Origin of the sequence: Pseudomonas sp. NPDC089401 (assembly GCF_044749485.1) — a bacterium.
Classification (GTDB): domain Bacteria; phylum Pseudomonadota; class Gammaproteobacteria; order Pseudomonadales; family Pseudomonadaceae; genus Aquipseudomonas.
Genome location: NZ_JBIVIA010000008.1, coordinates 27,542 through 53,416, shown reverse-complemented (window position 1 = coordinate 53,416; position 25,875 = coordinate 27,542). Strand labels below are relative to the sequence as shown.

Annotated in this window: 21 protein-coding genes and 2 tRNA genes; 16 read left to right on the top strand and 7 right to left on the bottom strand. The window is 63.0% G+C overall.

Going from position 1 to position 25,875, the window contains the following annotated elements; genetic code table 11:
• Positions 1-81 precede the first annotated feature (81 nt).
• The 15 genes from ftsH to ACIP21_RS18350 all read left to right on the top strand — a co-directional run bounded on the left by ftsH (position 82) and on the right by ACIP21_RS18350 (position 15,212).
• Positions 82-1,986, top strand: a complete 1,905-nt coding sequence (gene ftsH, locus ACIP21_RS18420) for an ATP-dependent zinc metalloprotease FtsH (protein WP_400690345.1) — start codon at positions 82-84, stop codon at positions 1,984-1,986.
• An 8-nt stretch (positions 1,987-1,994) separates the two neighbouring features.
• Positions 1,995-2,846, top strand: a complete 852-nt coding sequence (gene folP / locus ACIP21_RS18415; RefSeq protein WP_400690342.1) for a dihydropteroate synthase — start codon at positions 1,995-1,997, stop codon at positions 2,844-2,846.
• A 16-nt stretch (positions 2,847-2,862) separates the two neighbouring features.
• Positions 2,863-4,203 (top strand): phosphoglucosamine mutase, encoded by a 1,341-nt coding sequence (glmM, locus tag ACIP21_RS18410; protein WP_400690340.1) that lies wholly within the window; start codon positions 2,863-2,865, stop codon positions 4,201-4,203.
• Positions 4,204-4,269: 66 nt separating this feature from the next.
• Positions 4,270-5,025 (top strand): triose-phosphate isomerase, encoded by a 756-nt coding sequence (gene tpiA, locus ACIP21_RS18405; protein WP_400690338.1) that lies wholly within the window; start codon positions 4,270-4,272, stop codon positions 5,023-5,025.
• Between the two features lie 4 nt (positions 5,026-5,029).
• Positions 5,030-5,425: a preprotein translocase subunit SecG gene (gene secG, locus ACIP21_RS18400; protein WP_400690335.1), complete on the top strand. Its 396-nt coding sequence runs from the start codon at positions 5,030-5,032 to the stop codon at positions 5,423-5,425.
• Positions 5,426-5,445: 20 nt separating this feature from the next.
• Positions 5,446-5,531 (top strand) — tRNA-Leu (locus ACIP21_RS18395).
• A gap of 100 nt (positions 5,532-5,631) precedes the next feature.
• Positions 5,632-5,708 (top strand) — tRNA-Met (locus ACIP21_RS18390).
• A gap of 130 nt (positions 5,709-5,838) precedes the next feature.
• Entirely contained in the window at positions 5,839-6,297 is a 459-nt protein-coding gene (gene rimP / locus ACIP21_RS18385; protein ID WP_033694237.1) for a ribosome maturation factor RimP, read from the top strand.
• 59 nt (positions 6,298-6,356) lie between these two features.
• Positions 6,357-7,838, top strand: a complete 1,482-nt coding sequence (nusA, locus tag ACIP21_RS18380) for a transcription termination factor NusA (RefSeq protein ID WP_400690333.1) — start codon at positions 6,357-6,359, stop codon at positions 7,836-7,838.
• Positions 7,839-7,865: 27 nt separating this feature from the next.
• On the top strand, positions 7,866-10,388 hold the full coding sequence (infB, locus tag ACIP21_RS18375) for a translation initiation factor IF-2 (protein ID WP_400690330.1): 2,523 nt from the start codon (positions 7,866-7,868) through the stop codon (positions 10,386-10,388).
• Positions 10,389-10,504: 116 nt separating this feature from the next.
• The gene (gene rbfA, locus ACIP21_RS18370; RefSeq protein WP_400690327.1) at positions 10,505-10,903 is read left to right on the top strand and encodes a 30S ribosome-binding factor RbfA; all 399 of its coding nucleotides are present in this window, start codon (positions 10,505-10,507) and stop codon (positions 10,901-10,903) included.
• Positions 10,904-10,906: 3 nt separating this feature from the next.
• Positions 10,907-11,824, top strand: a complete 918-nt coding sequence (gene truB, locus ACIP21_RS18365) for a tRNA pseudouridine(55) synthase TruB (RefSeq protein ID WP_400690325.1) — start codon at positions 10,907-10,909, stop codon at positions 11,822-11,824.
• A gap of 145 nt (positions 11,825-11,969) precedes the next feature.
• Complete coding sequence (gene rpsO / locus ACIP21_RS18360) at positions 11,970-12,239, top strand: 30S ribosomal protein S15 (RefSeq protein ID WP_012274241.1); 270 nt, start codon at positions 11,970-11,972, stop codon at positions 12,237-12,239.
• Between the two features lie 250 nt (positions 12,240-12,489).
• On the top strand, positions 12,490-14,595 hold the full coding sequence (gene pnp, locus ACIP21_RS18355) for a polyribonucleotide nucleotidyltransferase (RefSeq protein WP_400690322.1): 2,106 nt from the start codon (positions 12,490-12,492) through the stop codon (positions 14,593-14,595).
• 266 nt (positions 14,596-14,861) lie between these two features.
• Positions 14,862-15,212, top strand: coding sequence for a BON domain-containing protein (locus ACIP21_RS18350; RefSeq protein ID WP_400690319.1), 351 nt, complete (start codon positions 14,862-14,864; stop codon positions 15,210-15,212).
• 77 nt (positions 15,213-15,289) lie between these two features.
• Here ACIP21_RS18350 and ACIP21_RS18345 read toward each other — a convergent pair whose 3' ends face one another.
• Positions 15,290-15,592 (bottom strand): putative quinol monooxygenase, encoded by a 303-nt coding sequence (locus ACIP21_RS18345; protein ID WP_400690316.1) that lies wholly within the window; start codon positions 15,590-15,592, stop codon positions 15,290-15,292.
• Between the two features lie 60 nt (positions 15,593-15,652).
• Here ACIP21_RS18345 and ACIP21_RS18340 point away from each other — a divergent pair, with 60 nt between their 5' ends.
• Positions 15,653-16,066 carry a VOC family protein gene (locus ACIP21_RS18340; protein ID WP_400690314.1) on the top strand — a complete coding sequence of 138 codons (414 nt, stop codon included), beginning with the start codon at positions 15,653-15,655 and terminating at the stop codon, positions 16,064-16,066.
• 104 nt (positions 16,067-16,170) lie between these two features.
• On the opposite strand, the gene ACIP21_RS18335 is transcribed toward ACIP21_RS18340, so the two are convergent.
• From ACIP21_RS18335 to panB, 6 genes are all read right to left on the bottom strand, one after another.
• Entirely contained in the window at positions 16,171-19,107 is a 2,937-nt protein-coding gene (locus ACIP21_RS18335; protein ID WP_400690311.1) for a DUF748 domain-containing protein, read from the bottom strand.
• Between the two features lie 78 nt (positions 19,108-19,185).
• Positions 19,186-20,055, bottom strand: a complete 870-nt coding sequence (locus tag ACIP21_RS18330) for an oxygenase MpaB family protein (RefSeq protein WP_400690308.1) — start codon at positions 20,053-20,055, stop codon at positions 19,186-19,188.
• A gap of 41 nt (positions 20,056-20,096) precedes the next feature.
• Complete coding sequence (gene acs, locus ACIP21_RS18325) at positions 20,097-22,031, bottom strand: acetate--CoA ligase (protein WP_400690306.1); 1,935 nt, start codon at positions 22,029-22,031, stop codon at positions 20,097-20,099.
• A gap of 197 nt (positions 22,032-22,228) precedes the next feature.
• Positions 22,229-23,893, bottom strand: coding sequence for a glucose-6-phosphate isomerase (pgi, locus tag ACIP21_RS18320; RefSeq protein WP_400690304.1), 1,665 nt, complete (start codon positions 23,891-23,893; stop codon positions 22,229-22,231).
• Between the two features lie 167 nt (positions 23,894-24,060).
• Positions 24,061-24,924, bottom strand: coding sequence for a pantoate--beta-alanine ligase (panC, locus tag ACIP21_RS18315; protein WP_400690301.1), 864 nt, complete (start codon positions 24,922-24,924; stop codon positions 24,061-24,063).
• Positions 24,921-25,721 carry a 3-methyl-2-oxobutanoate hydroxymethyltransferase gene (gene panB, locus ACIP21_RS18310; RefSeq protein ID WP_400690298.1) on the bottom strand — a complete coding sequence of 267 codons (801 nt, stop codon included), beginning with the start codon at positions 25,719-25,721 and terminating at the stop codon, positions 24,921-24,923. The genes panC and panB overlap by 4 nt, the downstream gene beginning before the upstream one ends.
• Positions 25,722-25,875 lie beyond the last annotated feature (154 nt).

Genomic DNA, 25,875 nt, shown 5'->3' with positions numbered 1-25,875 from the left:
TGTAGTAAGTTAGGGCGATGAATATCATGCGAGGCACGGCTGCGTCGTGCGCCGGCCTCAGAGGGTAGCGAATTGAACGACATGGCAAAGAATCTGATCCTGTGGTTGATCATCGCAGCCGTCCTGGTGACGGTGATGAACAACTTCTCCAGCCCTAACGAGCCGCAGACCCTCAACTATTCCGACTTCATCCAGCAGGTCAAGGATGGCAAGGTCGAGCGTGTGACCGTCGACGGCTACATCATCACCGGCAAGCGCGCCGACGGTGACAACTTCAAGACCGTGCGCCCGGCCATCACCGACAATGGCCTGATCGGCGACCTGGTCGACAACCACGTGGTCGTCGAAGGCAAGCAGCCCGAGCAGCAGAGCATCTGGACCCAGCTGCTGGTGGCGAGCTTCCCGATCCTGGTGATCATCGCCGTGTTCATGTTCTTCATGCGTCAGATGCAGGGCGGTGCCGGCGGCAAAGGCGGGCCGATGAGCTTCGGCAAGAGCAAGGCACGCCTGCTCTCCGAAGACCAGGTCAAGACCACCCTGGCCGACGTTGCCGGTTGCGACGAGGCCAAGGAGGAGGTCGGCGAGCTGGTCGAGTTCCTGCGTGATCCGGGCAAGTTCCAGCGCCTGGGTGGCCGCATCCCGCGTGGCGTGCTGATGGTCGGCCCGCCCGGTACCGGCAAGACCCTGCTGGCCAAGGCCATCGCCGGCGAAGCCAAGGTGCCGTTCTTCACCATTTCCGGTTCGGACTTCGTCGAAATGTTCGTCGGTGTCGGTGCCAGCCGTGTTCGTGACATGTTCGAACAGGCCAAGAAACACGCGCCGTGCATCATCTTCATCGACGAGATCGACGCCGTGGGTCGCCATCGTGGCGCCGGCATGGGTGGCGGTCACGACGAGCGTGAGCAGACCCTCAACCAGTTGCTGGTGGAGATGGACGGCTTCGAAATGAACGATGGCATCATCGTCATCGCTGCCACCAACCGTCCGGACGTGCTCGACCCGGCGCTGCTGCGTCCCGGTCGCTTCGACCGCCAGGTGGTGGTCGGCCTGCCGGACATCCGCGGCCGCGAGCAGATCCTCAAGGTGCACATGCGCAAGGTGCCGGTCGGCGACAACGTCAACCCGGCAGTCATTGCCCGTGGTACCCCGGGCTTCTCCGGCGCCGACCTGGCCAACCTGGTCAACGAGGCTTCGCTGTTCGCTGCGCGTTCCAACAAGCGCCTGGTCGAGATGAAAGAGTTCGAACTGGCCAAGGACAAGATCATGATGGGCGCCGAGCGCAAGACCATGGTCATGTCCGAGAAGGAAAAGAAGAACACTGCCTATCACGAGGCTGGCCACGCCATCGTCGGTCGTCTGGTGCCCGAGCATGACCCGGTCTACAAGGTCTCGATCATTCCGCGCGGTCGTGCGCTGGGCGTGACCATGTTCCTCCCGGAAGAAGACCGCTACAGCCTGTCCAAGCGTGCGTTGATCAGCCAGATCTGCTCGCTGTACGGCGGCCGTATCGCCGAAGAAATGACCCTGGGCTTCGATGGCGTGACCACCGGTGCCTCCAACGACATCATGCGAGCCAGCCAGATCGCCCGCAACATGGTCACCAAGTGGGGCTTGTCGGAAAAACTCGGCCCGCTGATGTATGCGGAAGAGGAGGGCGAGGTGTTCCTCGGTCGCAGCGCCGGCAGCCAGCACGCCAGTGTGTCCGGCGAGACGGCCAAGCTGATCGACTCCGAAGTGCGCAGCATCATCGACCAGTGCTATGCCACTGCCAAGCAGTTGCTGATCGACAACCGCGACAAGCTCGAGGCGATGACCGAAGCGCTGATGAAGTACGAGACCATCGATGCCGATCAGATCGACGACATCATGGCCGGTCGTACCCCGCGCGAACCGCGCGACTGGGACGATGACAAGGATTCGGGCACCCCTACAGCCCAGGATGATCGCCCGGAATCGCCGATCGGCGGCCCGGCAGCTCAACACTAAGGGCAACTATGAGCTCAGTGCAGTACCCGACCCGGTTGCCTTGCGGCAACCGGGTTCTTGACCTTTCCCGTACCCATGTCATGGGTATTCTCAATATCACTCCGGACTCGTTTTCCGACGGCGGGCGCTTCAGTCAGCGCGACGAGGCGTTGCGACATGCCGAGGCGATGATTGCTGCCGGCGCCACCTTGATCGATATCGGTGGCGAGTCGACCCGGCCCGGGGCCCGTGCGGTTTCGGTCACCGAAGAAATCGAGCGCGTGGCGCCGATGGTCGAGGCGATCAACAGCCGCTTCGACGTGGTCATCTCGGTGGATACTTCCACGCCTGCGGTGATCCGTGAGTCGGCTCGGCTCGGTGCCGGCCTGATCAACGATGTGCGTGCGCTGGAGCGCGATGGCGCGCTCGACGCGGCGGCGGACACCGGCTTGCCGGTGTGCCTGATGCACATGCGCGGGGAGCCGGGGAACATGCAGGACGACCCGCATTACGAGGATGTGACCGTCGACGTAACGCGCTATCTTGAACAGCGGATGGCCGCCTGTGCGGCAGTCGGCATCCCCGCCGAGCGAATCATTCTTGATCCGGGCTTTGGTTTCGCCAAGACCCTGGCGCACAACCTGAGCCTGTTCAAGCACATGGAGGCGCTCTACCGCCTGGGGCGGCCACTGTTGGTGGGCGTTTCGCGCAAGAGCATGATCGGCCTGACGCTGGATCGCCCGGTCGGCGAGCGACTGTACGGCAGCCTGGCGCTGGCGGCCCTGGCAATGACCAAGGGTGCCAGCATTCTGCGCGTCCATGACGTGGCCGAGACGGTCGATGTGGTGCGCATGATTGCCGCGGTACAGAACGCCGAATAAGAGCATTGGAGTCCCTATGAGCAGAAAATACTTTGGCACCGACGGCATTCGTGGCCGCGTCGGCGAATACCCGATCACCCCGGACTTCATGCTCAAGCTGGGTTGGGCCGCAGGCATGGCCTTCCGCAAGCAGGGCAAGTGCCAGGTGCTGGTCGGCAAGGACACGCGGATTTCCGGCTACATGTTCGAATCTGCGCTCGAGGCCGGCTTGTCGGCAGCGGGGGCCGATGTGTTGCTGCTCGGCCCGATGCCGACGCCGGCCATCGCTTACCTGACCCGTACCTTCCATGCCGAGGCAGGGATCGTCATCAGTGCCTCGCACAACCCGCACGACGACAACGGTATCAAGTTCTTCTCCGGGCAAGGCACCAAGCTGCCGGACGAAGTCGAGTTGATGATCGAGGAACTGCTCGACCAGCCGATGACCGTTGTCGAGTCGAGCAAGCTGGGCAAGGTTTCCCGCATCAATGACGCGGCCGGCCGCTACATCGAGTTCTGCAAGAGCAGCGTGCCGAGCAGCACCAGCTTCGAAGGCCTCAAGCTGGTGGTCGACTGTGCCCATGGCGCTACCTACAAGGTCGCGCCGAGCGTCTTCCGCGAGCTGGGTGCGGACGTGACCGTGCTGCACGCGCAACCCGACGGTCTCAACATCAACGAAAGCTGTGGCTCGACCCATATCGAGTCGCTGCAGGCTGCCGTGCTGGTCGGGCATGCCGACCTGGGCATCGCCTTCGACGGCGATGGCGACCGTGTGCTGATGGTCGACCATACCGGTACCATCGTCGACGGTGACGAACTGTTGTTCATCATCGCCCGTGACCTGCAGGATCGAGGCAAGTTGCAAGGCGGCGTGGTCGGCACGCTGATGAGCAACCTGGGCCTGGAGCTGGCGTTGCAGGACCTGGACATCCCGTTCGTGCGGGCCAAGGTTGGCGACCGTTACGTCATGGCGGAACTGCTGGAGCGTGACTGGCAGGTGGGGGGTGAAAACTCCGGGCACGTGGTCTGCGGCAATCACACCACCACCGGTGATGCGATCATCGCCGCGTTGCAGGTGCTGATGGCGCTCAAGCGCCGTGGCGAGACCCTGGCGCAGGCCCGCCAGGCCCTGCGCAAGTGCCCCCAGGTACTGATCAATGTGCGCTTTGGCGCGAGCCAGGTCGACCCGCTGGAGCATCCAGAGGTCAAGGCCGCCAGCGCCAAGGTCACCGAGGCCATGGCGGGCCGTGGGCGTGTGCTGCTGCGCAAGTCCGGGACCGAGCCGCTGGTGCGGGTAATGGTCGAAGGTGATGACGAGAACCAGGTGCGGACCCACGCCGAAGCCCTGGCCAAGCTGGTCACGGAAGTTTGTGCCTGAAATGGGCTTGCCAGCGCAGATCGGGTTGGGTAAGATCTGCGCCCACTTTGACCGACGAGGTAAAGCATGCGTCGCCCCATGGTAGCTGGTAACTGGAAGATGCACGGTACCCGCGCCAGCGTCGCTGAGCTGATCCAGGGCCTGGGCAATATGCCCGTGGCAAACGGTGTCGAAGTCGTGGTGTTCCCGCCGACGTTGTTCATCAATCAAGTTGTTGATGGGCTGCAGGGCAAGGGCATCACTGTTGGAGCACAGAATTCCGCAGTAAAGCCCGAACAGGGTGCGCTGACCGGTGAAGTTGCACCGAGTCAGTTGGTTGAAGCAGGTTGCAAGTGGGTCCTGATCGGCCACTCCGAGCGTCGCCAGATCATCGGCGAAAGTGAAGAAGTGCTGAAAGAGAAGTTTGCAGCCGCTCAACTTAGTGGTTTAATGCCGGTGCTCTGCGTAGGGGAAACTCTCGAGGAGCGCGAGGCGGGCAAGACCCTTGAAGTTGTCGGGGGTCAACTAAGCAGTATCATCGACGCGTTCGGTGTTAAGGCTTTCGCCCAGGCAGTTATCGCCTATGAGCCGGTTTGGGCCATTGGCACAGGTTTGACGGCTTCGCCTCAACAAGCTCAGGATGTGCATGCAGCCATCCGCCAGCAGTTGGCGGCCGAGGACGCCGAAGTTGCCGCAAGCGTGCAGCTTCTCTACGGCGGCAGCGTGAAGGCGGCCAATGCGGCCGAACTGTTCGGCATGCCGGATATCGATGGGGGGCTCATTGGTGGAGCGTCCCTGAACGCAGACGAATTCGGTGCAATTTGTCGCGCCGCAGGAAACTGAACAAATGCTGGAAACAGTTATCGTTGTTTTTCATCTGTTGGCAGCGCTGTCGCTTGTAGTGCTGGTTCTGCTTCAACAGGGTAAAGGTGCGGAAGCAGGTGCATCTTTCGGCGCGGGTGCTTCTAATACCGTGTTCGGGAGCCAAGGCTCTGCAACGTTTCTGAGTAAATTAACTGCAATACTCGCTGCCACTTTCTTTTTGACAGCACTTGGGTTAGGATACTTCGCGAAGCAACAAGCTCACCAGCTTAGCCAAGCAGGTCTTCCAGATCCAGCAGTGCTAGAAGTGAAAGAGCAGCCAAAGCCGGCAGTTAATGATGATGTACCGGTGCTCCAGGAGCAGAAGAGCGACACCGCCCCTCAAGGTGATGTTCCTCCTTCGACCGAAGAGCAGAAGTAACGGGTTTCAAATGTAGTATTGCCGAGGTGGTGGAATTGGTAGACACGCAACCTTGAGGTGGTTGTGCCCATAGGGTGTAGGGGTTCGAGTCCCCTTCTCGGTACCAATTGAAGCTTGAGAGCCCGCTTTAGCGGGCTTTCTTGCAGGTGAAGGTTTGGGTTTGACCCTCAAGCGGGTTAAGTCTTATACTTTCGCCCCAGCTTTGTCGCGGGGTGGAGCAGCTTGGTAGCTCGTCGGGCTCATAACCCGAAGGTCGTTGGTTCAAATCCAGCCCCCGCAACCAGCTTCAGCAGAGCCCCTTTTCAGGGGCTTTTTGCTAGCCGAACAGTTTTCGGCGTCGTTGTCCAACGGCGCTTTCAGGGATGGGCGCTTCGCCCATTTTTTATTTGCACAGCATGCACGAGGGGGTTCAGGTGTCGAGCAAGCTAGAACAGTTGCAGGCCTTGTTGGCCCCGGTGGTCGAGGGTCTGGGCTATCAATGCTGGGGGATCGAGTACGTTTCCCAGGGTAAGCATTCGGTACTGCGCATCTATATCGACAAGGAAGACGGGATCCTGGTGGACGACTGCGAAGCGGTCAGCCGTCAGGCCAGCGCGATCCTCGATGTGGAAGATCCGATCAGCAGCGAATACACCCTTGAGGTCTCTTCTCCTGGCATGGATCGCCCACTGTTCACTCTGGAACAGTTTGCCTCGCATGCCGGCGAACAAGTGAAGATCAAGCTGCGTTCACCCTTCGAGGGTCGTCGTAACTTCCAGGGCCTTCTCCGCGGTGTGGAGGAGCAGGATGTGGTGGTCCAGGTGGACAACCAGGAGTTCCTGCTGCCGATCGATTCGATCGACAAGGCCAATATTATTCCCAGTTTTGACTGAGACGTGCCGGGCCCGGCGGACTTTCCGGGCCCAATGGCTTGCGCAAGGCGAGGCGTACGATGAGCAAAGAAGTACTGCTGGTTGTTGAATCGGTATCCAACGAAAAAGGTGTACCGCCCGGCGTCATTTTCGAAGCGCTGGAAGTGGCCCTGGCTACTGCAACCAAGAAACGTTTTGAGGACGAAGTCGACCTGCGTGTGGAAATCAATCGCCACACCGGGAGCTATGAGACTTTCCGTCGCTGGACCGTGGTCGACGAAAACGACCTGGACGACCCAGCGATCGAAACCTGGCTGGACAAGATCAAGGACACCCACCCGGAAGCCAAGATCGGGGACGTGATCGAAGAAAAGATCGAGTCCATCGAGTTCGGCCGTATCGCCGCCCAGACCGCCAAGCAGGTCATCGTGCAGAAGGTCCGCGAGGCCGAACGCGCCCAGGTGGTCGACGCCTACCGCGAGCGGCTCAACGAGATCATCTCCGGTACCGTCAAGAAGGTCACCCGCGACAACGTCATCGTCGACCTGGGCAACAATGCCGAGGCGCTGCTGGCCCGCGAAGACATCATTCCACGTGAGACCTTCCGGGTCGGCGTGCGCCTGCGCGCGCTGCTCAAGGAAATCCGCACCGAGAACCGCGGCCCTCAGCTGATCCTGTCGCGCACCGCGCCGCAGATGCTGATCGAGCTGTTCCGCATCGAAGTGCCGGAAATCGCCGAAGGCCTCATCGAAGTCATGGCCGCCTCCCGTGATCCGGGGTCGCGTGCCAAGATCGCCGTCCGCTCCAAGGACAAGCGCATCGACCCGCAAGGTGCCTGCATCGGCATGCGCGGTTCGCGCGTCCAGGCCGTATCCGGCGAGCTGGGTGGTGAGCGTGTGGATATCGTCCTGTGGGACGATAACCCGGCGCAGTTCGTCATCAACGCCATGTCGCCGGCTGAAGTCGCGGCGATCATCGTTGATGAAGATGCCCATGCCATGGACATCGCCGTTGCCGAGGACAACCTGGCCCAGGCCATTGGCCGTGGCGGTCAGAACGTTCGCCTGGCCAGTCAGCTGACCGGCTGGACCCTGAACGTGATGACCGAGAAGGACATCCAGGCCAAGCAACAGGCCGAGACCGGTGACATCCTGCGCAATTTCATCGATGAACTGGAAGTCGACGAGGAGCTGGCCCAAGTGCTGGTCGACGAAGGCTTCACCAGCCTCGAAGAAATTGCCTACGTACCGTTGGAAGAAATGCTCAACATCGATGGCTTTGACGAAGATATCGTCAATGAGCTCCGCGCTCGAGCCAAGGACCGTTTGTTGACCAAGGCCATCGCTACCGAAGAAAAACTGGCAGACGCCCATCCGGCCGAAGACCTGCTCTCCCTCGAGGGCATGGACAAGGACCTGGCGGCGGAACTGGCGGTGCGCGGCGTGGTTAACCGCGAAGACCTGGCCGAGCAGTCGATTGACGACCTGCTCGACATCGACGGCATCGACGAAGAGCGTGCCGGCAAGTTGATCATGGCCGCCCGAGCCCACTGGTTCGAGTAATTAGGCGCGGCCTGAGGAGAGAAGTGCATGACGCAAGTCACGGTGAAAGAACTGGCCCAAGAGGTCGAGGCACCGGTAGAGCGCCTGCTGCAGCAGATGCGTGAGGCAGGTCTGCCGCACACCGACGCCGGTCAGGTAGTGACCGACAATGAGAAGCAGACCCTGCTGACTCATTTGAAGAGCAGCCACAAGAGCAAGGCGGAAGAGCCGCGCAAGATTACCTTGCAGCGCAAGACCACCAGCACCCTGCGTGTCGCCGGTAGCAAGAGCATCAGCGTAGAAGTACGCAAGAAGAAAGTTTTCGTTCAGCGCAGCCCGGAAGAAATCCAGGCTGAGCAGAAGCGTGAGCAGGAAGAGCGCCGCGCGGCAGAAAACGCCGCCCGCGACAAGGTCGATGCCGAAGTTCGCCAGCGCAACGAAGAGCAGGCGCGCCGTCAGGCCGCCGAAGCACCGGCCGCTGCGCCAGTTGCCAAGGCCGAGCCGGCGCCTGCCGCTGCTCCGGCGCCGGTAGTCGCCGACGCCCCGGCGTCCGAAGACGCCGCTGCCCGTGCCGCCGAGCGCAAGAAGGACGAGACCCGTCGCAACGAGAGCCGCACCCGTGATGACGACCGTCGTCGTGGCGAAGCACCGCGTGTGTCGATCAAGGTCAAGGTCAAGGAGAAGGAAAAAGCGCCTACTCCTCGCGCCGCGCCGCGTACCACCGACGAAGAGAGCGATGGCGCTCGTCGTGGCCGTGGTGGCAAGAGCAAGCTGAAGAAGCGCAACCAGCACGGCTTCCAGAACCCGACCGGCCCCGTCATCCGTGACGTGACCATCGGCGAGACCATCACCGTCTCGGAACTGGCCAACCAGATGTCCGTCAAGGGCGCCGAAGTGGTCAAGTTCATGTTCAAGATGGGCACCCCGGTCACCATCAACCAGGTGCTCGACCAGGAAACCGCTCAGCTGATCGCCGAAGAGCTGGGCCACAAGGTCACCCTGGTCAGCGACACTGCCCTGGAAGATTCCCTGGCCGAATCGCTGAAGTTCGAAGGCCAGACCGAGTCGCGTGCGCCAGTGGTTACCGTCATGGGTCACGTTGACCATGGCAAGACCTCGCTGCTCGACTACATCCGTCGTGCCAAGGTGGCCGCTGGCGAAGCCGGTGGTATCACCCAGCACATCGGTGCCTACCACGTGGAAACCGACCGCGGCATGGTCACCTTCCTCGATACCCCGGGCCACGCTGCGTTTACCCAGATGCGTGCCCGTGGTGCCAAGGCGACCGACATCGTCATCCTGGTGGTGGCGGCGGACGACGGCGTGATGCCGCAGACCCGCGAAGCCGTTCAGCATGCCAAGGCAGCTGGCGTTCCGCTGGTCGTTGCAGTGAACAAGATCGACAAGCCAGGTGCTGACCTCGATCGTATCCGCAACGAGCTGTCCGTCGAAGGCGTGACCTCCGAGGAATGGGGTGGCGACACGCCGTTCGTCAAGGTTTCCGCGAAGGCGGGTACTGGCGTCGACGAGCTGCTCGAAGCCGTCCTGCTGCAGGCCGAGATCCTCGAACTCAAGGCTACCCCGACCGCTCCTGGTCGTGGTGTCGTGGTCGAGTCGCGCCTGGACAAGGGCCGCGGCCCGGTGGCAACCATCCTGGTTCAGGACGGTACCCTGCGTCAGGGCGACATGGTCCTGTGCGGTTCCAACTATGGCCGCGTGCGCGCCATGCTCGACGAGAACGGCAAGCCTGTGAAGGAAGCCGGCCCGTCGATCCCGGTCGAGATCCTCGGCCTGGACGGTACCCCGGAAGCCGGTGACGAGCTGTCCGTGGTCGCCGACGAGAAGAAGGCCCGTGAAGTTGCCCTGTTCCGTCAAGGCAAGTACCGCGAGGTCAAGCTGGCCCGTGCTCACGCCGGCAAGCTGGAAAACATCTTCGAGACCATGGGTCAGGAAGAGAAGAAGACCCTCAACATCGTCCTCAAGACCGACGTGCGCGGTTCCCTGGAAGCACTGCAGGGTTCCCTCGGCGGCCTGGGCAACGACGAAGTTCAGGTACGCGTCATCGGTGGCGGCGTCGGTGGTATCACCGAAAGCGATGCCAACCTGGCGCTGGCTTCGAATGCAGTACTGTTCGGCTTCAACGTGCGTGCCGATGCCGGCGCGCGCAAGATCGTCGAGCAGGAAGGTCTGGATATGCGTTACTACAACGTGATCTACGACATCATCGAAGACGTCAAGAAAGCCCTGACCGGCATGCTCGGCAGCGATGTTCGCGAGAACATCCTGGGTGTCGCCGAAGTGCGTGACGTGTTCCGTTCGCCGAAGTTCGGCGCCATCGCTGGCTGTATGGTCATCGAGGGTACCGTGTTCCGCAACCGTCCGATCCGCGTACTGCGCGACGACGTCGTGATCTTCGAAGGCGAGCTGGAATCGCTGCGTCGCTTCAAGGACGACGCCTCGGAAGTGCGTTCGGGCATGGAGTGCGGTATTGGCGTCAAGAGCTACAACGACGTCAAGGTCGGCGACAAGATCGAAGTCTTCGAGAAAGTCCAGGTTGCTCGTACCCTTTAAGGGTGAGCAGGGCGCCAGCCCCCGCCCCAGGGCGGTGGGCAGCGCCTCGGTAGGTAGCGCCCGGTCAGGCATCAGCCTGACCGGGCGTTTGCCGCTTTAAGTTACAGGTAGCAAGAATGGCCAAAGAATACAGCCGTACCCAACGTATCGGCGATCAGATGCAGCGCGAGCTGTCGGAGCTGATCCGCCGTGAAGTCAAAGACCCACGCGTCGGCCTGGTGACCATCACCGCCGTCGACGTCAGCCGCGACCTCGGCCACGCCAAGGTGTTCATCACCGTGATGGGTGAAGAAACCCCGGACGCGGTGCAGCAGTCGCTCAAGGCCCTGAACAACGCCGCCAGCTTCCTGCGCCTGCACCTGGGCCGCTCGATGCAATTGCGCAGCGTGCCGCAACTGCACTTCCACTTCGACGAAAGCGTCAGCCGTGGTGTCCACCTGTCGGCACTGATCGAGCGCGCGGTTGCCGAAGACCGTCAGCACCAGGATGCCGACAAGCCGGACACCGAGGAGTAAGCGGTGGCCCAGGTCAAACGTATCCGCCGCAATGTCAGCGGCATCATCCTGCTCGACAAGCCGCTGGGGTTCACCTCCAACGCGGCGTTGCAGAAAGTCCGCTGGCTGCTCAATGCCGAGAAGGCCGGCCACACTGGCAGCCTCGATCCGCTGGCCACCGGCGTGTTGCCGCTGTGCTTCGGCGAAGCGACCAAGTTTTCGCAGTACCTGCTCGATTCCGACAAGGGCTACGAAACGGTCATGCAGATGGGGCAGACTACCAGCACCGGTGATGCCGAAGGCGAAGTCCTGCTGAGCCGTGAGGTGACCGTCGGTCGCGCCGATCTCGAAGCCGTGCTGCCACGTTTTCGGGGCCCGATCAGCCAGATACCGCCGATGTACTCGGCGCTCAAGCGCGATGGCCAGCCATTGTACAAACTGGCGCGTGCAGGAGAGGTAGTGGAGCGCGAGGCGCGTTCTGTTACTATTGGCCGCCTGGAGTTGCTCGAGTGCGAAGGCACCCGTGCACGGCTATCGGTCGGTTGCAGCAAAGGCACCTATATCCGCACCCTGGTGGAGGATATCGGCGAGGCCCTGGGCTGCGGCGCCTATGTCGCCGAGCTGCGCAGGACCCAGGCCGGGCCCTTCGCGCTGGCACAGACGGTCACCCTCGAGGAACTCGAGCAGGCCCATGCCGACGGCGGCAACGAAGCGCTCGATCGCTTCCTGATGCCGTCCGACAGCGGGCTGCAGGACTGGCCACTGGTGTGCCTCTCCGAGCACAGCGCTTTCTACTGGCTGCATGGCCAGGCAGTGCGTGCGCCGGAAGCACCGCAGTTCGGCATGGTCCGGGTACAGGATCACAACGGTCGCTTCATCGGGATCGGTGAAGTGAGCGAAGACGGGCGCATTGCGCCGCGTCGACTGATTCGGTCGGAATGACCGAAACCGTGGGTCAGGCTTGTGCTGAAACCTGCGGATACAAGGGTGGCTGTCAGTAGGCACGGTCACACCTTTTTTATTAATACGGGGATTTGTCCCTGGCCTATTGGACCCGTTCGCGGGTTCCGTTATCTGGAGAAGCCAAATGGCCCTCAGCGTTGAAGAAAAAGCTCAAATCGTTACCGACTTCCAGCAAGCTGCTGGTGACACTGGTAGCCCGGAAGTTCAGGTTGCTCTGCTGACCGCGAACATCAACAAGCTGCAAGGCCACTTCAAGGCCAACGGCAAAGACCACCACTCCCGTCGTGGCCTGATCCGTATGGTCAACCAGCGTCGTAAGCTGCTGGACTACCTGAAGGGCAAAGACACCACTCGTTACAGCGCCCTGATCGGTCGCCTGGGCCTGCGTCGCTAATAGCGGCCTGGTCAGTGGTGTGCATGGCGTGTCGCAAGCTTCGGCTATGCTGCTTCGCAGCATCGCCGTCGGGCACGCCACGCGTATCTCCGAGGTTGGCAGCCTGGCAATACTGAGCGGTTTTTTCCGCTTGGTGCCAGGCTCCCAGCCTCGTGTTGTATCTGGACGGTCAACGGGGCCGACTCCCTGTTCTGCCCAAGAATTCGCAAGAAACCAGTTCCCCCAGAGCCACTGAAAAAGGTAGGAAACCGTGAACCCGGTAATCAAGAAATTCCAGTTCGGTCAATCGACCGTAACGCTCGAAACGGGCCGCATCGCCCGTCAGGCAACCGGCGCCGTGCTGGTGACCGTCGACAACGACGTCACCGTGCTGGTGACCGTGGTCGGCGCCAAGCAGGCCGATCCAGGCAAGGGCTTCTTCCCCCTGTCGGTCCACTACCAGGAAAAGACCTACGCTGCCGGCAAGATCCCAGGTGGCTTCTTCAAGCGTGAAGGCCGTCCTTCCGAGAAAGAGACCCTGACCTCGCGCCTGATCGACCGTCCGATCCGTCCGCTGTTCCCTGAAGGCTTCATGAACGAAGTCCAGGTCGTCTGCACCGTGGTTTCCACCAGCAAGAAGACCGACCCGGACATCGCTGCGATGATCGGTACCTCGGCTGCCCTGGCGATCTCCGGCATTCCGTTCGAAGGCCCGATCGGCGCTGCCCGCGTTGCCTTCCACGAAAGCACTGGCTACCTGCTGAACCCGACTTACGAGCAACTGGCTGCCTCGAGCCTGGACATGGTCGTTGCCGGTACTTCCGACGCCGTGCTGATGGTCGAATCGGAAGCCCAGGAGCTGACCGAAGACCAGATGCTGGGCGCCGTGCTGTTCGCCCACGACGAATTCCAGGCGGTCATCCAGGCTGTCAAGGAACTGGCTGCCGAAGCCGGCAAGCCGACCTGGGACTGGAAACCGGCCGTTGCCAACACCGAGCTGTTCAACGCCATCCGCGCCGAGTTCGGCGAAGCCGTTTCCCAGGGCTACACCATCACCGTCAAGGCCGACCGCTACGCGCGCCTGGGCGAGCTGCGCGATCAGGCGATCGCCAAGTTCTCCGGTGAAGAAGGCCAACCATCGGCCGGCGAAGTCAAAGAGATCTTCGGCGAAATCGAATACCGCACCGTTCGCGAAAACATCGTCAACGGCAAGCCACGTATCGACGGCCGCGACACCAAGACCGTGCGCCCGCTGAACATCGAAGTCGGCGTGCTGCCGAAGACCCACGGTTCGGCCCTGTTCACCCGTGGCGAAACCCAGGCCCTGGTCGTCGCGACCCTGGGTACTGCCCGTGACGCCCAGCTGCTGGACACCCTCGAAGGCGAGAAGAAAGACCCCTTCATGCTGCACTACAACTTCCCACCGTTCTCGGTCGGCGAGTGTGGTCGCATGGGCGGTGCTGGCCGTCGTGAAATCGGCCACGGCCGTCTGGCCCGTCGTTCGGTCCAGGCCATGCTGCCGGCCGCCGACGTGTTCCCGTACACCATCCGCGTGGTCTCGGAAATCACCGAATCCAACGGTTCCAGCTCCATGGCTTCGGTCTGCGGTGCTTCCCTGGCCCTGATGGACGCCGGTGTACCGATGAAGGCACCAGTGGCCGGTATCGCCATGGGCCTGGTCAAGGAAGGCGAGAAGTTCGCCATCCTGACCGACATCCTGGGTGACGAAGACCACCTGGGCGACATGGACTTCAAGGTAGCCGGTACCGCCAAAGGTGTCACCGCGCTGCAGATGGACATCAAGATCAACGGCATCACCGAAGAGATCATGGAAATCGCCCTGGGCCAAGCCCTGGAAGCGCGCCTGAACATCCTCGGCCAGATGAACCAGATCATTGGTGCGTCGCGTACCGAACTGTCGGCCAACGCCCCGACCATGATCGCGATGAAGATCGACACCGACAAGATCCGTGACGTGATCGGCAAGGGCGGCGCCACCATCCGCGCCATCTGCGAAGAAACCAAGGCTTCGATCGACATCGAAGACGACGGCTCGATCAAGATCTTCGGCGAAACCAAGGAAGCGGCAGAGGCTGCCAAGCAGCGCATCCTGGGTATCACCGCCGAGGCCGAGATCGGCAAGATCTACGTCGGCAAGGTCGAGCGCATCGTCGACTTCGGCGCCTTCGTCAACATCCTGCCTGGCAAGGACGGCCTGGTGCACATCTCGATGCTGAGCGATGCTCGCGTCGAGAAAGTCACCGACGTACTGAAAGAAGGCCAGGAAGTGGAAGTTCTGGTACTGGACGTGGACAACCGCGGCCGTATCAAGCTGTCGATCAAGGACGTCGCCGCGGCCAAGGCCTCGGGCGTCTAAGCGACTGCCACGCAACAGGAAAAGGGCCCTAAGCAGGGCCCTTTTTTTATGCCTGCTACGGAACCTTTTGCACACTTGCATCTTGCATGCAGGTTTACCGTGCAGATTGCAAAATGCACGAAGGCGGCAGCCATGCTGTTTTTGTAAGCTGTTGATTTATAAGGAATTATTTTGAAGTGCGAAGCTGGCACGGCAGATGCAACTACCTTCATACCTGCCGCCAGGACCTACGGCGCAGACCTTTGAAAAAAACAGGAGTGACCCACATGAAGAAGTTCGCCATTGCTGCCGCTACTGCTACCGCTCTGACCCTGACCATGGCTAACGCGGCATTCGCCCAGCAAACCACCCAAGCCCCGATGACGGTGGCGGCCGGTGAGGTGACCAAAGCCAAGGAAGCGACCTCGGATACCTGGATCACTACCAAGGTCAAATCGGACCTGCTGACCGAAAAAGGCATCCCAGGCAGCGACATCAAGGTCGAGACCAACAAAGGTGTCGTCTCCCTGTCCTCGACCACTGCGGTAACCGAATCGCAGAAAGAAATGGCCGTCAACATCACCAAGAAGATCAAAGGCGTGAAGGCTGTCTCCGCTGACGGTCTCAAAGCCGAATAAGGAATGTCCCGTCGGCCAAACGGACTTGGCCACCTTCAACGAAAGCCCCGGCCCGAGCCGGGGCTTTTCATGTGCGCTCAAAATACCGGGTTACGGGCGATCACGTCGCTCTCGAAGCAGTCCTGCTCGAGGATCAGCGGCTCGACCAGCGGCCGGCTGTCACGGAAGTGGGCTGTCTGGGTGTGCGCTTCGTATGCATCATCGTCGCGGTAGATTTCGTACAGGTAGATAACATCCGGATCGCTGCGGTCCTGGGATACATCGAACACCAGGCAGCCGGGCTCGGTGGCTACGGAGGCGGCGGCGTTGAGCTTGATGGCGGTGAGGAATTCTGGCGCGCAACCGGGTTTGACGCGGGTCTTGATGAACAGGCTATACACAGGTCGCTCCTTTTGTTTTAAATTCACTTGTGAATTGTATACAAAAACGGAGTCGAACCAATGTCCGAATTACCTGCCCGCCCTGGCCGCCTGAACGGCCTGCGCCATATCGCCCTGCTGGTGCCCAACCTGGAGGAGTGCGAACGCTTTTACGTCGACGTGATGGGCATGGAAGTGCTGAACCGCGCCAACGAAGACCTGGTGTACCTGACCTGTGGTAACGACAACCTGTCGCTGGGGCGTGGGGTCGGGGCGGCCAATGGGCTGCAGACGCTGGACCATTACGGATTCATCGTCGACAGCGTCGAGGAGCTGGAGGCCTGGTACCAGTATTTCAAGGCGCGCGGGGTTACGCTGCTCGACCGGCCATTCAATCATGGTGACGGGGCGCGCAGCTTCCATTTGCTGGACCCGGCGGGGAACAAGGTGCAGCCGCTGTATCACCCGGCGGTGTCGGGGCAACGCCTCGCTTAAGCCTGTACCGGCCTCTTCGCGGCTAAAGCCGCTCCCACAGGGTTCTCATGCGCAACCTGTGGGAGCGGCTTTAGCCGCGAAGAGGCCAGGCCTGCAAACCGAAGTCACTCGGCATCCAGATGCATCGGGGTGATCACCCGCCCATCGCTCTGGGCCTGCCCCAGCGTGGTGTCGATGAAGTACACCCGGTCATCTTCCAGCTTGCCCTTGTCGACCAGGTAATCCTTGATGCTGCTGGCCCGCTCCTGGCCCAGGGTACGCAACAGCGGCGCGCTCTCGGCCCAGGACTTGATCACCGCCTCACGCAGCTTGCCGCTGCGCTCGTCGCGGCCAAGCTGCTCCCATTCGGCCGGCGGCTGTTGCTTCAGGCGGGTGCGGTAGATGCCTTCGAGCATCGCCGGCTTGTCGCTGTCGTCGACCACCAGCATCGAGGCATTGGCCGGGACCTTGTCACCGCGCCGTTGCAGGATCTTGTACCAGGTCGCCTGATATTCACGTTCCAGGCGCTGCTGGGCGATCAACGGGCCGTCACTGCTCTGCGCGGCGGTACCCTCGATCTCCAGGCGCAGCTCCGGGCGTTCCTTGAGCGCCGCGGCGAGCTTGTCCAGGGCCGATTGGGCATCACCGCCCAGCTCGCTGGAGCCCGGGGCGAAGGCGACGCTGCCGAGGTCTTCCGAGCCGCCGCCGGCAATCAGCCCGCCGATGAACTTGAACGGTGCCTGAGCGGCCCGCAGCACCAGGTTGCGCAGGGTCTGCCAGACGATCGGCATCACGCTGAACTGCGGGTTGTTGAGGTCGCCGGACACCGGCAGCTCGATGGAAATCCGGCCTTCGGTGTCCTTGAGCAGGGCCACCGCCAGGCGGATCGGCAGGTCGACGGCATCCGGGCTGTCGACTTTCTCACCCAGTTGCAATTGCTCGACCAGCACCTTGTTTTCAGCTTTCAGCTGGCCGTTGGTGATCAGGTAATGCAGGTCGAGGTTGAGCCGGCCCTTGCGGATGCGGTAACCGGCGAACTTGCCGGAGTAGGGCGTCAGCGTGGTCAGCTCGACGCGCTTGAAGCTGGTGGCAATGTCGAGGCTGGCCAGCGGGTTGAACGGGTTCAACGCGCCCTTGATAGTGACCGGCGCATAGCGGTCGACCTTGCCCTTGACGTCGACCTTGGCCGGTGCCGGCTTGCGGTTGTCGATGGTGCCGATCTGGCCATTGAGCTGCTGGACGGCGGTGGCGAAGTTGGGCGTCAGGGTCAGGTCGGCGAAGTTGGCCGAGCCGTCGTTGATGTCGATCCGGCCGATGCGGATGCCCAGCGGCTTGCCGGCGGGGGTGCTGCTCTTTTTTTCCGGGGCCGAAGCGGCGCCACCGGCCGGTTGCGGAATCAGCAGGTCATCGACGTTGGTGGTGCGGTCTTCGTTGATGATGAAGCGCGCGTACGGTTGCAGCAGGGTGACCTTGTCGATCGACAGGGCATCGCCATGGACATAGGACAGCCCGTCCACGTTCACCTGCTGCCACTTCACGAAGTCGCGGTTCTTGATGGTGTCGAGGGTGTGCAGCTGGTTGACCTGGGCCTTGCCGGTGACGCTGAAGGCCAGTGGCTCGACCTGCTTGAGGTCGACCTTGAGGTCGCTGGCCAGCATGCCGCTGCGCAGTTCCAGGCGGATGAACGGGCTGAGGTAGGCCTGGGCCAGGCGCAGGTCGATGTCGCGCGTGCTGACCTCGAGTTTGGCGGTGATCGGCGCCAGGTTGACGACGCCGGCGGCCTGCAGCTTGCCCTGCTTGCCGATGCCGGTGTCGAGCTTGAGGGTGAAAGGCGACTGGTTGAGGCTGTCGAAACCTTGCAGGTCCAGGTTCAGTGGGCCGACGTCCAGCGCCACGGGTTCTTGCTGGCTGCGATCGGCCAGGTGCACCTGGTAATTGCGCAGTTGAACGTCCTTGAGCAGCACCTGCCAGGGTTTGCCGGGGGCCTTGGCGGCCTTCTCCTCAGGTGTCGGTTCGGCGGCCGCCGGCTCGGCCTTCTGCTGGGTTGTTGCCTTGGCCGGCTGCTCGGCGAACAGCTTCTGCCAGTCGAGCTGGCCGTCTTTTTCCAGGGCGGCCCAGGTCTCCAGTTTTTCGCTGCGTATCTTGCCCACGGTGACCAGTTGCCTGGCCAGGTCGATGGAGGTTTCACTCACTTCCAGGCTTGCCAGGCGCGCCAGTGGCCGGCCATCCGGTGCCTTGATGTTGAACGGCGCAACCTTGATCGAGGTGTTGTCCAGCAGCAGCTCGGTTTGCTTGGACAGGTTGAGCGTGTAATGGGTATCGAGGCTGAGCATGCCGTCTTCCAGCACCAGCGGCAGGGCATCGCGTACATAGGGCCAGAACAGCTTCATCTTGCCGTCGGTAACCTTCAGCGTTCCTTGCGAGGCGACGGGGGCGAGGCTCAGCGTACCGTTCCAGTCGATGCGCCCGCCGTTGGGGCCGAGCGCCACCAGGGTCATGTCGGCGTTGTCGTCGGGCAGGGTGCTGAGGTTCTTCAGCTCCAGGTTCATGTCGTCGTAGAGGAACTCGATCGGCTCGCTCGGGCGCAGGTCCTGGAAATGCAGGTAACCGCCGTTGAGCTTGATGCTGCCGATGCGCAGCGGGAAGGGTTTGCCCGCCGGCTCGTCGGGCTTGGGTTCGCTGGGTGGGAGCTTGAACAGTTGGGTCAGGTTGAGCGTGCCGTCCTTGGCGAACAGCACCTCGTTGCGCGGCTTGTCGAGCACCACGGCTTGCAGGTGCAGGGCGCCGCTCCACAGGCTATCGAGCGCCAGGTTGGCATACAGGCGTTCGAAGCCGAGCTGTTCCTTGCCGGGTTCACCCAGCTGCAGGCCCCAGAGGGTCAGCTCGAGGCTGAACGGGTTGAGCTCGATGCGCTGCAGGTGCGCCGGCACGGTGCTGTACTGGGCCAGTTGCTGGTTGGCGATTCGCAGGGCGACACCCGGGAGAATGAGGAAGCCGAGCAAGCTGTAGAGGGCCACCAGGGCGAGCAAGGCGCCGAGGGCGCGAGTCAATCCTTTGTACATGTGTCGCTTCGTCTGTCTAAGCAGGAATGCTTGGAGTATGGCACGTTAAATCGGTTCCGCCGGGGCGACCATTTGCCCTCAGTCAATGCCCATGCGGCGTCTGGCCCGGTGCGCCGAACCATCGCGCATGGCCCATCGCAGCAGTGGCGCGGTGCTCTTCAGGCCAAGGCGCACCAGCTGCCGTTGCAGCGGCCCCTGCTGCAGGCCGAGCTGGGCCTGCGCCCAGTCCGGCAGCAGGTCGATGCCGGCCTTGAGCATCAGCTTGCCGACCGGTTCGGCGAGCCGGCTGGGGGCCGGCGCGGCGAGCAGGACGCCGACCACTTCCAGGCTGCGCGCGCTGCATTGCAGTTGGGCGCGCATGCGTTGCAGATAGGCCTCGACCTGTTGGCAGGAGCGCGGAACGTCCCGGGCCCCCAAGCGTTCTGCGATCAGGGCGATTTCGGCGTAGTAGGCGTCCTGGTCGGCAACGCTCATCTGCGGGTTGCGGTAGCGCTGGTGGGCGGCCAGGAAGCTGCTGACTTCGGCCACGTGCACCCAGGTCAGCAGGTCGGGATCGCTGGCGGCATACGGGCGGCCATCGGGCGCGGTGCCGGTCACCTGCAGGTGGATGGTGCGCACTTTCTCGAGCAGCCATTCGGCGTCGCGGGACGAGCCGAAGGTGGTGCCGGAAATGAACTGGCTGGTACGACGCAGGCGGCCGAGCAGGTCTTCGCGAAAGTTGGAGTGGTCCCATACCCCGGCCAGGGCCAGTGGGTGCAGCAGTTGCAACAGCAACGCGCCGATGCCGCCGACCAGCATGCTCGGAAAGTCGCCGTGCACCCGCCAGCTGATGCTGTGCGGGCCGAACAGGCCGGGGTCGCCCTTGGGCGATTCCAGGTCGAGCTGGCCGAGGGCCAGCCCGGTGAGGCTCATGACCTGGGTTTCGATGCGGCGACGTAGGGCTTCCATGGCGTCCTGCGATTGAGGGCGGCCATGGGGCGTGGCCGCCGTTACTGATTGAGGCGTTGGTCGATCAGGCCCTGAACCACACTCGGGTCGGCCAGGGTCGAGGTATCGCCCAGGTTGTCCAGCTCGTTGCAGGCGATCTTGCGCAGTATACGCCGCATGATCTTGCCCGAGCGGGTCTTGGGCAAGGCCGGGGCCCACTGGATCAGCTCGGGTTTGGCGAAGCTGCCGATCTCCTTGCTGACCAGCGCCAGCAGTTCGGCCTTCAGCCCATCGTCGGGCGTCACGCCGTTCATGGGCGTGACGAAGGCATACACGCCCTGGCCCTTGAGGTCGTGCGGGTAGCCGACCACAGCCGCTTCGGCGACGCTGTCGTGCAGCACCAGCGCGCTTTCCACTTCGGCGGTGCCGATGCGGTGGCCGGAGACATTGATCACGTCGTCGACGCGGCCGGTGATCCAGTAATCGCCATCGGCATCGCGGCGCGCGCCGTCACCGGTGAAGTAGTAACCGGGCATCGGTTTGAAATAGGTGTCGATCATGCGCTGGTGGTCGCCATGGACACTGCGGATCTGCCCTGGCCAGCTGGCCTTGATCGCCAGCAGGCCAGCGCCCGGGCCCTCGATCACCTTGCCCTTTTCGTCCAGCAGCACCGGCTGCACGCCGAACATCGGCTGGGTGGCGCAGCCGGGCTTGAGCCGCTGGGTGCCAGGCAGCGGGGTGAGCATGATGCCGCCGGTCTCGGTCTGCCACCAGGTATCGACGATGGGGCAGCGCTTCTGCCCGACCTGCTCGAAATACCACTCCCAGGCCTCGGGGTTGATCGGCTCGCCGACGCTGCCGAGCAGGCGCAGGCTCTTGCGCGAGGTGTTCTGCAGGGGGCCGGCACCTTCACGCATGAGTGCGCGCAGGGCGGTCGGGGCGGTGTAGAAGATGTTCACCTGGTGCTTGTCGACCACCTGCCAGAAGCGCGAGGTGTCCGGGTAGTTGGGCACGCCCTCGAACATCAGCGAAATCGCGCCGTTGGCCAGCGGGCCATAGACGATGTAGCTGTGGCCGGTGACCCAGCCGACGTCCGCGGTACACCAGAACACCTCGCCGTCGCGGTAGTCGAACACCACCTTGAAGGTCATCGCCGCCTGCAGCAGGTAGCCGCCGGTGGTGTGCAGCACGCCCTTGGGCTTGCCGGTGCTTCCGGAGGTGTAGAGGATGAACAGGGGCGCTTCGGCGTCCATGGGTTCGGGCGGGCAATCGTCGGCGGCCTGCTCGGTCGCTTCGTGATACCAGAGGTCGCGGCCCTCGCTCCAGGTAACCTCTCCGCCGGTGCGGTATACCACGAACACGCTGCTGACGTCCGGGCAGCTGGCCAGGGCCTTGTCGACGTTGTGCTTGAGCGGGATGCGCTTGCCACCGCGCACCCCTTCATCTGCCGTGATCAGCGTGCGGCAGTCGGCATCGAGGATGCGGTCGCGCAGGGCGTCCGGGGAAAAACCGCCGAACACCACCGAATGGATGGCACCGATGCGCGTGCAGGCGAGCATGGCGTAGGCCGCCTCCGGGATCATCGGCATGTAGATGCACACCCGGTCACCTTTCTTCACCCCGCGCGCTTTCAGGGCGTTGGCCAGGCGGCAGACCTGGCGGTGCAGTTCGCGGTAGCTGATGGCCTTGGCGTCGTTGGGGTCGTCGCCTTCCCAGAGCAGGGCGGTCTGCTCGCCACGCTCGGCCAGGTGGCGGTCGATGCAGTTGTAGCTGACGTTCAGCTGGGCGCCGTCGAACCAGCGTGCGCTGCCGGTCTTCAGGTCGCATTGCTGCACGCTCGACCAGGGCTTGATCCAGTCCAGGCGCTTGGCCTGTTCGGCCCAGAAGGTGTCGGGGTCGTCGACCGACTGGCGGTAGAGGCGGCGATAGTCGTCGGCGTCGAGGGCGGCGGACTGGCTGACGGCCAGGGCCTGGGGAAACTGCTTGAGATCGAACATGGCGGGTGGTCCTGCTCTTGTGAGGGGCGAGGGACAGCAGCGGCTATTCGATGGACAGTGTAGCTGGGGGGAGTGTTCCGCCTGTGCCGGCCTCTTCGCGGGTAAACCCGCTCCTACAGGGACCGCACAGACTTCAAGCCTCGTGCGTTACCTGTGGGAGCGGGCTTGCCCGCGAAGATCCCAGTGAATGCTTTACATCATCCGCGGTGACGGCCGCGGAAGTAGTTGATCAGGCCTTGGGTGGAGCCATCCTCGGCGCTGTCTTCCAGGCTGCCGACCAGGCGCTGGTAGACGCCCTTGCCCAGCTCCTTGCCCAGCTCCACGCCCCATTGGTCGAAGGCGTTGATGCCCCAGATCACGCTCTGCACGAATACCTTGTGCTCGTACATCGCCACCAGCGCGCCCAGGCGGCGCGGGCTGATGCGCTCGACCACCAGGGTGTTGCTCGGGCGGTTGCCCGGGATCACCTTGTGCGGCGCGAGCTTCTCGATGTCGGCTTCGTTCAGGCCCTTCTGGCGCAGTTCGGCCTCGGCTTCCGCGCGGGTCTTGCCGAGCATCAGCGCCTGGCTCTGCGACAGGCAGTTGGCGTACAGCCACTGGTGATGGTCGGCGACCGGGTTGAAGCTCACCACCGGCACGATGAAGTCGGCCGGAATCAGCTGGGTGCCCTGGTGCAGCAGCTGGTGATAGGCGTGCTGGCCGTTGCAGCCGACGCCACCCCAGATCACCGGGCCGGTATCGATCTTCACCGGGGTGCCGTCCTGCAGCACGCTCTTGCCGTTGGACTCCATGTCCAGCTGCTGCAGGTGCTTGGTGATGTTGCGCAGGTAGTGATCGTACGGCAGGATCGCGTGGCTGCTGGCGCCCCAGAAGTTGCCGTACCACACGCCCAGCAGGGCCAGCAGCACCGGCATGTTCTTGTCGAATGGCGCGGTCTGGAAGTGCTGGTCCATGGTGTAGGCACCGGACAGCAGCTCCTTGAAGTTGGCGGTGCCGATGGCCAGGGCAATCGGCAGGCCGATGGCCGACCACAGCGAGTAGCGCCCGCCGACCCAGTCCCACATCGGGAAGATGTTCTCTTCACGGATGCCGAAGGCCACGGCGGCTGCCTTGTTGCTCGACACCGCGATGAAGTGGCGGTACAGCTCGGCTTCCGAGCCGCCCTGGGCCAGGTACCAGGTGCGCGCGGCCATGGCGTTCTTCAGGGTCTCGAGGGTGTTGAACGATTTCGACGAGACGATGAACAGGGTGGTTTCGGCGCGCAGGTTGGCCGCCAGCTCGTGGAACTCGCTGCCGTCGATGTTCGCCAGGTAGTGGCAACGCACACCGCGCTGGGCGTAAGGCAGCAGGGCTTCGGAGACCAGCTCGGGGCCAAGGAACGAGCCACCGATGCCGATGTTGACCACGTCGGTGATCGGCTTTTCGCTGTAGCCGCGCCACAGGCCGTCATGGATGCGACCGACTAGCTCGGTGATCTGGTTGAGCACCTTGTGCACTTCCGGCATCACGTTGACGCCATTGACGCTCAACTTGTCGCCTACCGGGCGGCGCAGGGCGGTGTGCAACACCGGGCGGCCTTCCGAGGCGTTGATGATCTCGCCGTCGAACATCGACTTGATCGCGTCCTGCAGGCCGACCTGTTCGGCCAGGTTCACCAGCAGGTTGCGGGTTTCGTCGGTGATCAGGTTTTTCGAGTAGTCGAGAAACAGCCCGCAGCTGCTCAGGGAGAACTGTTCGAAGCGCTTGGCGTCGGCGGCAAAGGCTTCGCGCATGCTGAAGCCTTGCATGGCGTCGCGGTGCTCTTGCAGGGCTTGCCAGGCGGGCAGGGCCGTAACATCGTGGGGGGTGCGGTAATACGCCATTGCGCGGAGTTCCTTGCGGTAGCGCAGCGATGAAGGCTGCGTGATGTGCCTTGGACCGGGCAGTCATTGCTGGGTTCAGGCTGGCCACCATTATAGGCAAAGGCCGCGTGCAGGGAATGGGTAGGGCGAGGGGATTTTGAAGGGGCTGCAACGCAGCCCCCCGGCCGTTACGCGGTCTTCTCGTCCAGATGCAGATAGAGGTTGTCGATCAGGCGAGTGTTACCCAGGTAGGCCGCCACCAGCACGACCAGATCGCGATCTCCGAACGCCGCCGGTCGCAGGTTCACGGCATGGCGCACTTCCAGGTAATCCGGGCGCAGGCCGGCTGCGATCAACGCTGCCTTGCCTTCCTCGATCAGGCTCGCGAAGTCCACCTGGCCACGCGCGATGGCGTTACCGATCTGCTGCAAGGTGCGATACACCACCGGCGCCGTGGCGCGTTGCTCCGGCGTCAGGTAGCCATTGCGCGACGAAAGCGCCAGACCATCCTCGGCGCGTACGGTAGGCTCGCCGATGATCTGGATCGGCATGTTGAGGTCGCGCACCATGGCACGGATCACCGCCAGTTGCTGGTAGTCCTTTTCGCCAAACACCGCCAGGTCGGGCTGGACCATGTTGAACAGCTTGCTGACCACCGTCGCCACGCCCTCGAAATGACCGGGACGGCTGGCGCCGCACAGGCCCTCGGACAGGCTGGGCACGCTGACGCGGGTCTGCACGCTCATGCCATCGGGGTACATTTCGTCGACGGTCGGCGCGAACAGCAGGTGGCAACCGGCGTCGAGCAGGCGCTGCTGGTCGGCGGCCAGGGTCCGCGGATACTTGTCGAGGTCTTCGTTGGCGCCGAATTGCAGCGGGTTGACGAAGATGCTGGCGACCACGAAATCGGCGCGCTGGGCAGCCTTGGTCACCAGCGCGGCATGGCCGCTGTGCAGGTTGCCCATGGTCGGCACGAAGGCGATGCGCTTGCCTTCGCCGCGTGCACGGGCGACGGCGGCGCGCAGTTCGCGGACGGTCTTGACTGTGTTCATGCGCTGAATCCGTGTTCAATGCCGGGGAAGCTGACGTCCTTGACCGCCTTGACGTAGGCGACCAGGGCGCTCTGGATGTCCGGCTGGCCGGCCATGAAATTCTTCACGAACTTCGGTACCCGGCCGCTCAGCGACAGGCCAAGCATGTCGTGCAGCACCAGTACCTGGCCGTCGGTGGCGCTACCGGCGCCGATGCCGATCACCGGAATGCCCACCGCCTGGGTGATTTCCGCGGCCAGCTCGCTGGGCACGCATTCGAGCAGCAGCATGGCCGCGCCGGCCTGCTCCAGGGCGATGGCGTCGGCGCGCATCTGCCGCGCCTGGGCCTCCTGGCGGCCCTGGACCTTGTAGCCGCCGAGCACGTTGACGGTCTGCGGGGTCAGGCCCATGTGCGCGCACACCGGCACGCCACGTTCTGCCAGCAGGCGGATGGTCTCGGCCAGCCAGGCGGCGCCTTCGAGCTTGATCATGTGGGCGCCGGCCTGCATCAGCGTGGCGCAGTTGGCGAAGGCCTGCTCGGGCGTGGCATGGGCCATGAACGGCAGGTCGGCGAGAATCAGCGCGCCGTCGTTGCCGCGTTTGACGCAGGCGGTGTGGTAGGCCATCTCGGCGGTGCTGACGGGCAGGGTGCTGTCATGGCCCTGCAGGACCATCCCCAGGGAGTCGCCCACCAGCAACACGTCGACGCCGGCCTGGCTGGCGGCCTTGGCGAAGGTTGCGTCGTAGCAGGTCAGCATGGTGATCTTTTCACCCTTGGCCTTGAGGCCGTGCAGGGTGGTCAGGGTTACTTCAGGCATGTAGGAAAATCCTCGTTCAGGCGCTGTGAAAAACGACTGCAGAACAACGCGTGTAGTCATCTTCCGGAGCGGCACATCATCGCGCGTGATGTTCGGGCACAGGTCCGTCCGGGCCTAAATACGGGTGTGCGGCACTTTGGTGCCACACGGGACG

Coding starts and splice junctions, on each gene's coding strand:
- ftsH (WP_400690345.1), top strand. CDS start 82: ATGGCAAAGAATCTGATCCTGTGGTTGATCATCGCAGCCGTCCTGGTG.
- folP (WP_400690342.1), top strand. CDS start 1,995: ATGAGCTCAGTGCAGTACCCGACCCGGTTGCCTTGCGGCAACCGGGTT.
- glmM (WP_400690340.1), top strand. CDS start 2,863: ATGAGCAGAAAATACTTTGGCACCGACGGCATTCGTGGCCGCGTCGGC.
- tpiA (WP_400690338.1), top strand. CDS start 4,270: ATGCGTCGCCCCATGGTAGCTGGTAACTGGAAGATGCACGGTACCCGC.
- secG (WP_400690335.1), top strand. CDS start 5,030: ATGCTGGAAACAGTTATCGTTGTTTTTCATCTGTTGGCAGCGCTGTCG.
- nusA (WP_400690333.1), top strand. CDS start 6,357: ATGAGCAAAGAAGTACTGCTGGTTGTTGAATCGGTATCCAACGAAAAA.
- infB (WP_400690330.1), top strand. CDS start 7,866: ATGACGCAAGTCACGGTGAAAGAACTGGCCCAAGAGGTCGAGGCACCG.
- rbfA (WP_400690327.1), top strand. CDS start 10,505: ATGGCCAAAGAATACAGCCGTACCCAACGTATCGGCGATCAGATGCAG.
- rpsO (WP_012274241.1), top strand. CDS start 11,970: ATGGCCCTCAGCGTTGAAGAAAAAGCTCAAATCGTTACCGACTTCCAG.
- ACIP21_RS18350 (WP_400690319.1), top strand. CDS start 14,862: ATGAAGAAGTTCGCCATTGCTGCCGCTACTGCTACCGCTCTGACCCTG.
- ACIP21_RS18340 (WP_400690314.1), top strand. CDS start 15,653: ATGTCCGAATTACCTGCCCGCCCTGGCCGCCTGAACGGCCTGCGCCAT.
- ACIP21_RS18335 (WP_400690311.1), bottom strand. CDS start 19,107: ATGTACAAAGGATTGACTCGCGCCCTCGGCGCCTTGCTCGCCCTGGTG.
- ACIP21_RS18330 (WP_400690308.1), bottom strand. CDS start 20,055: ATGGAAGCCCTACGTCGCCGCATCGAAACCCAGGTCATGAGCCTCACC.
- acs (WP_400690306.1), bottom strand. CDS start 22,031: ATGTTCGATCTCAAGCAGTTTCCCCAGGCCCTGGCCGTCAGCCAGTCC.
- pgi (WP_400690304.1), bottom strand. CDS start 23,893: ATGGCGTATTACCGCACCCCCCACGATGTTACGGCCCTGCCCGCCTGG.
- panC (WP_400690301.1), bottom strand. CDS start 24,924: ATGAACACAGTCAAGACCGTCCGCGAACTGCGCGCCGCCGTCGCCCGT.
- panB (WP_400690298.1), bottom strand. CDS start 25,721: ATGCCTGAAGTAACCCTGACCACCCTGCACGGCCTCAAGGCCAAGGGT.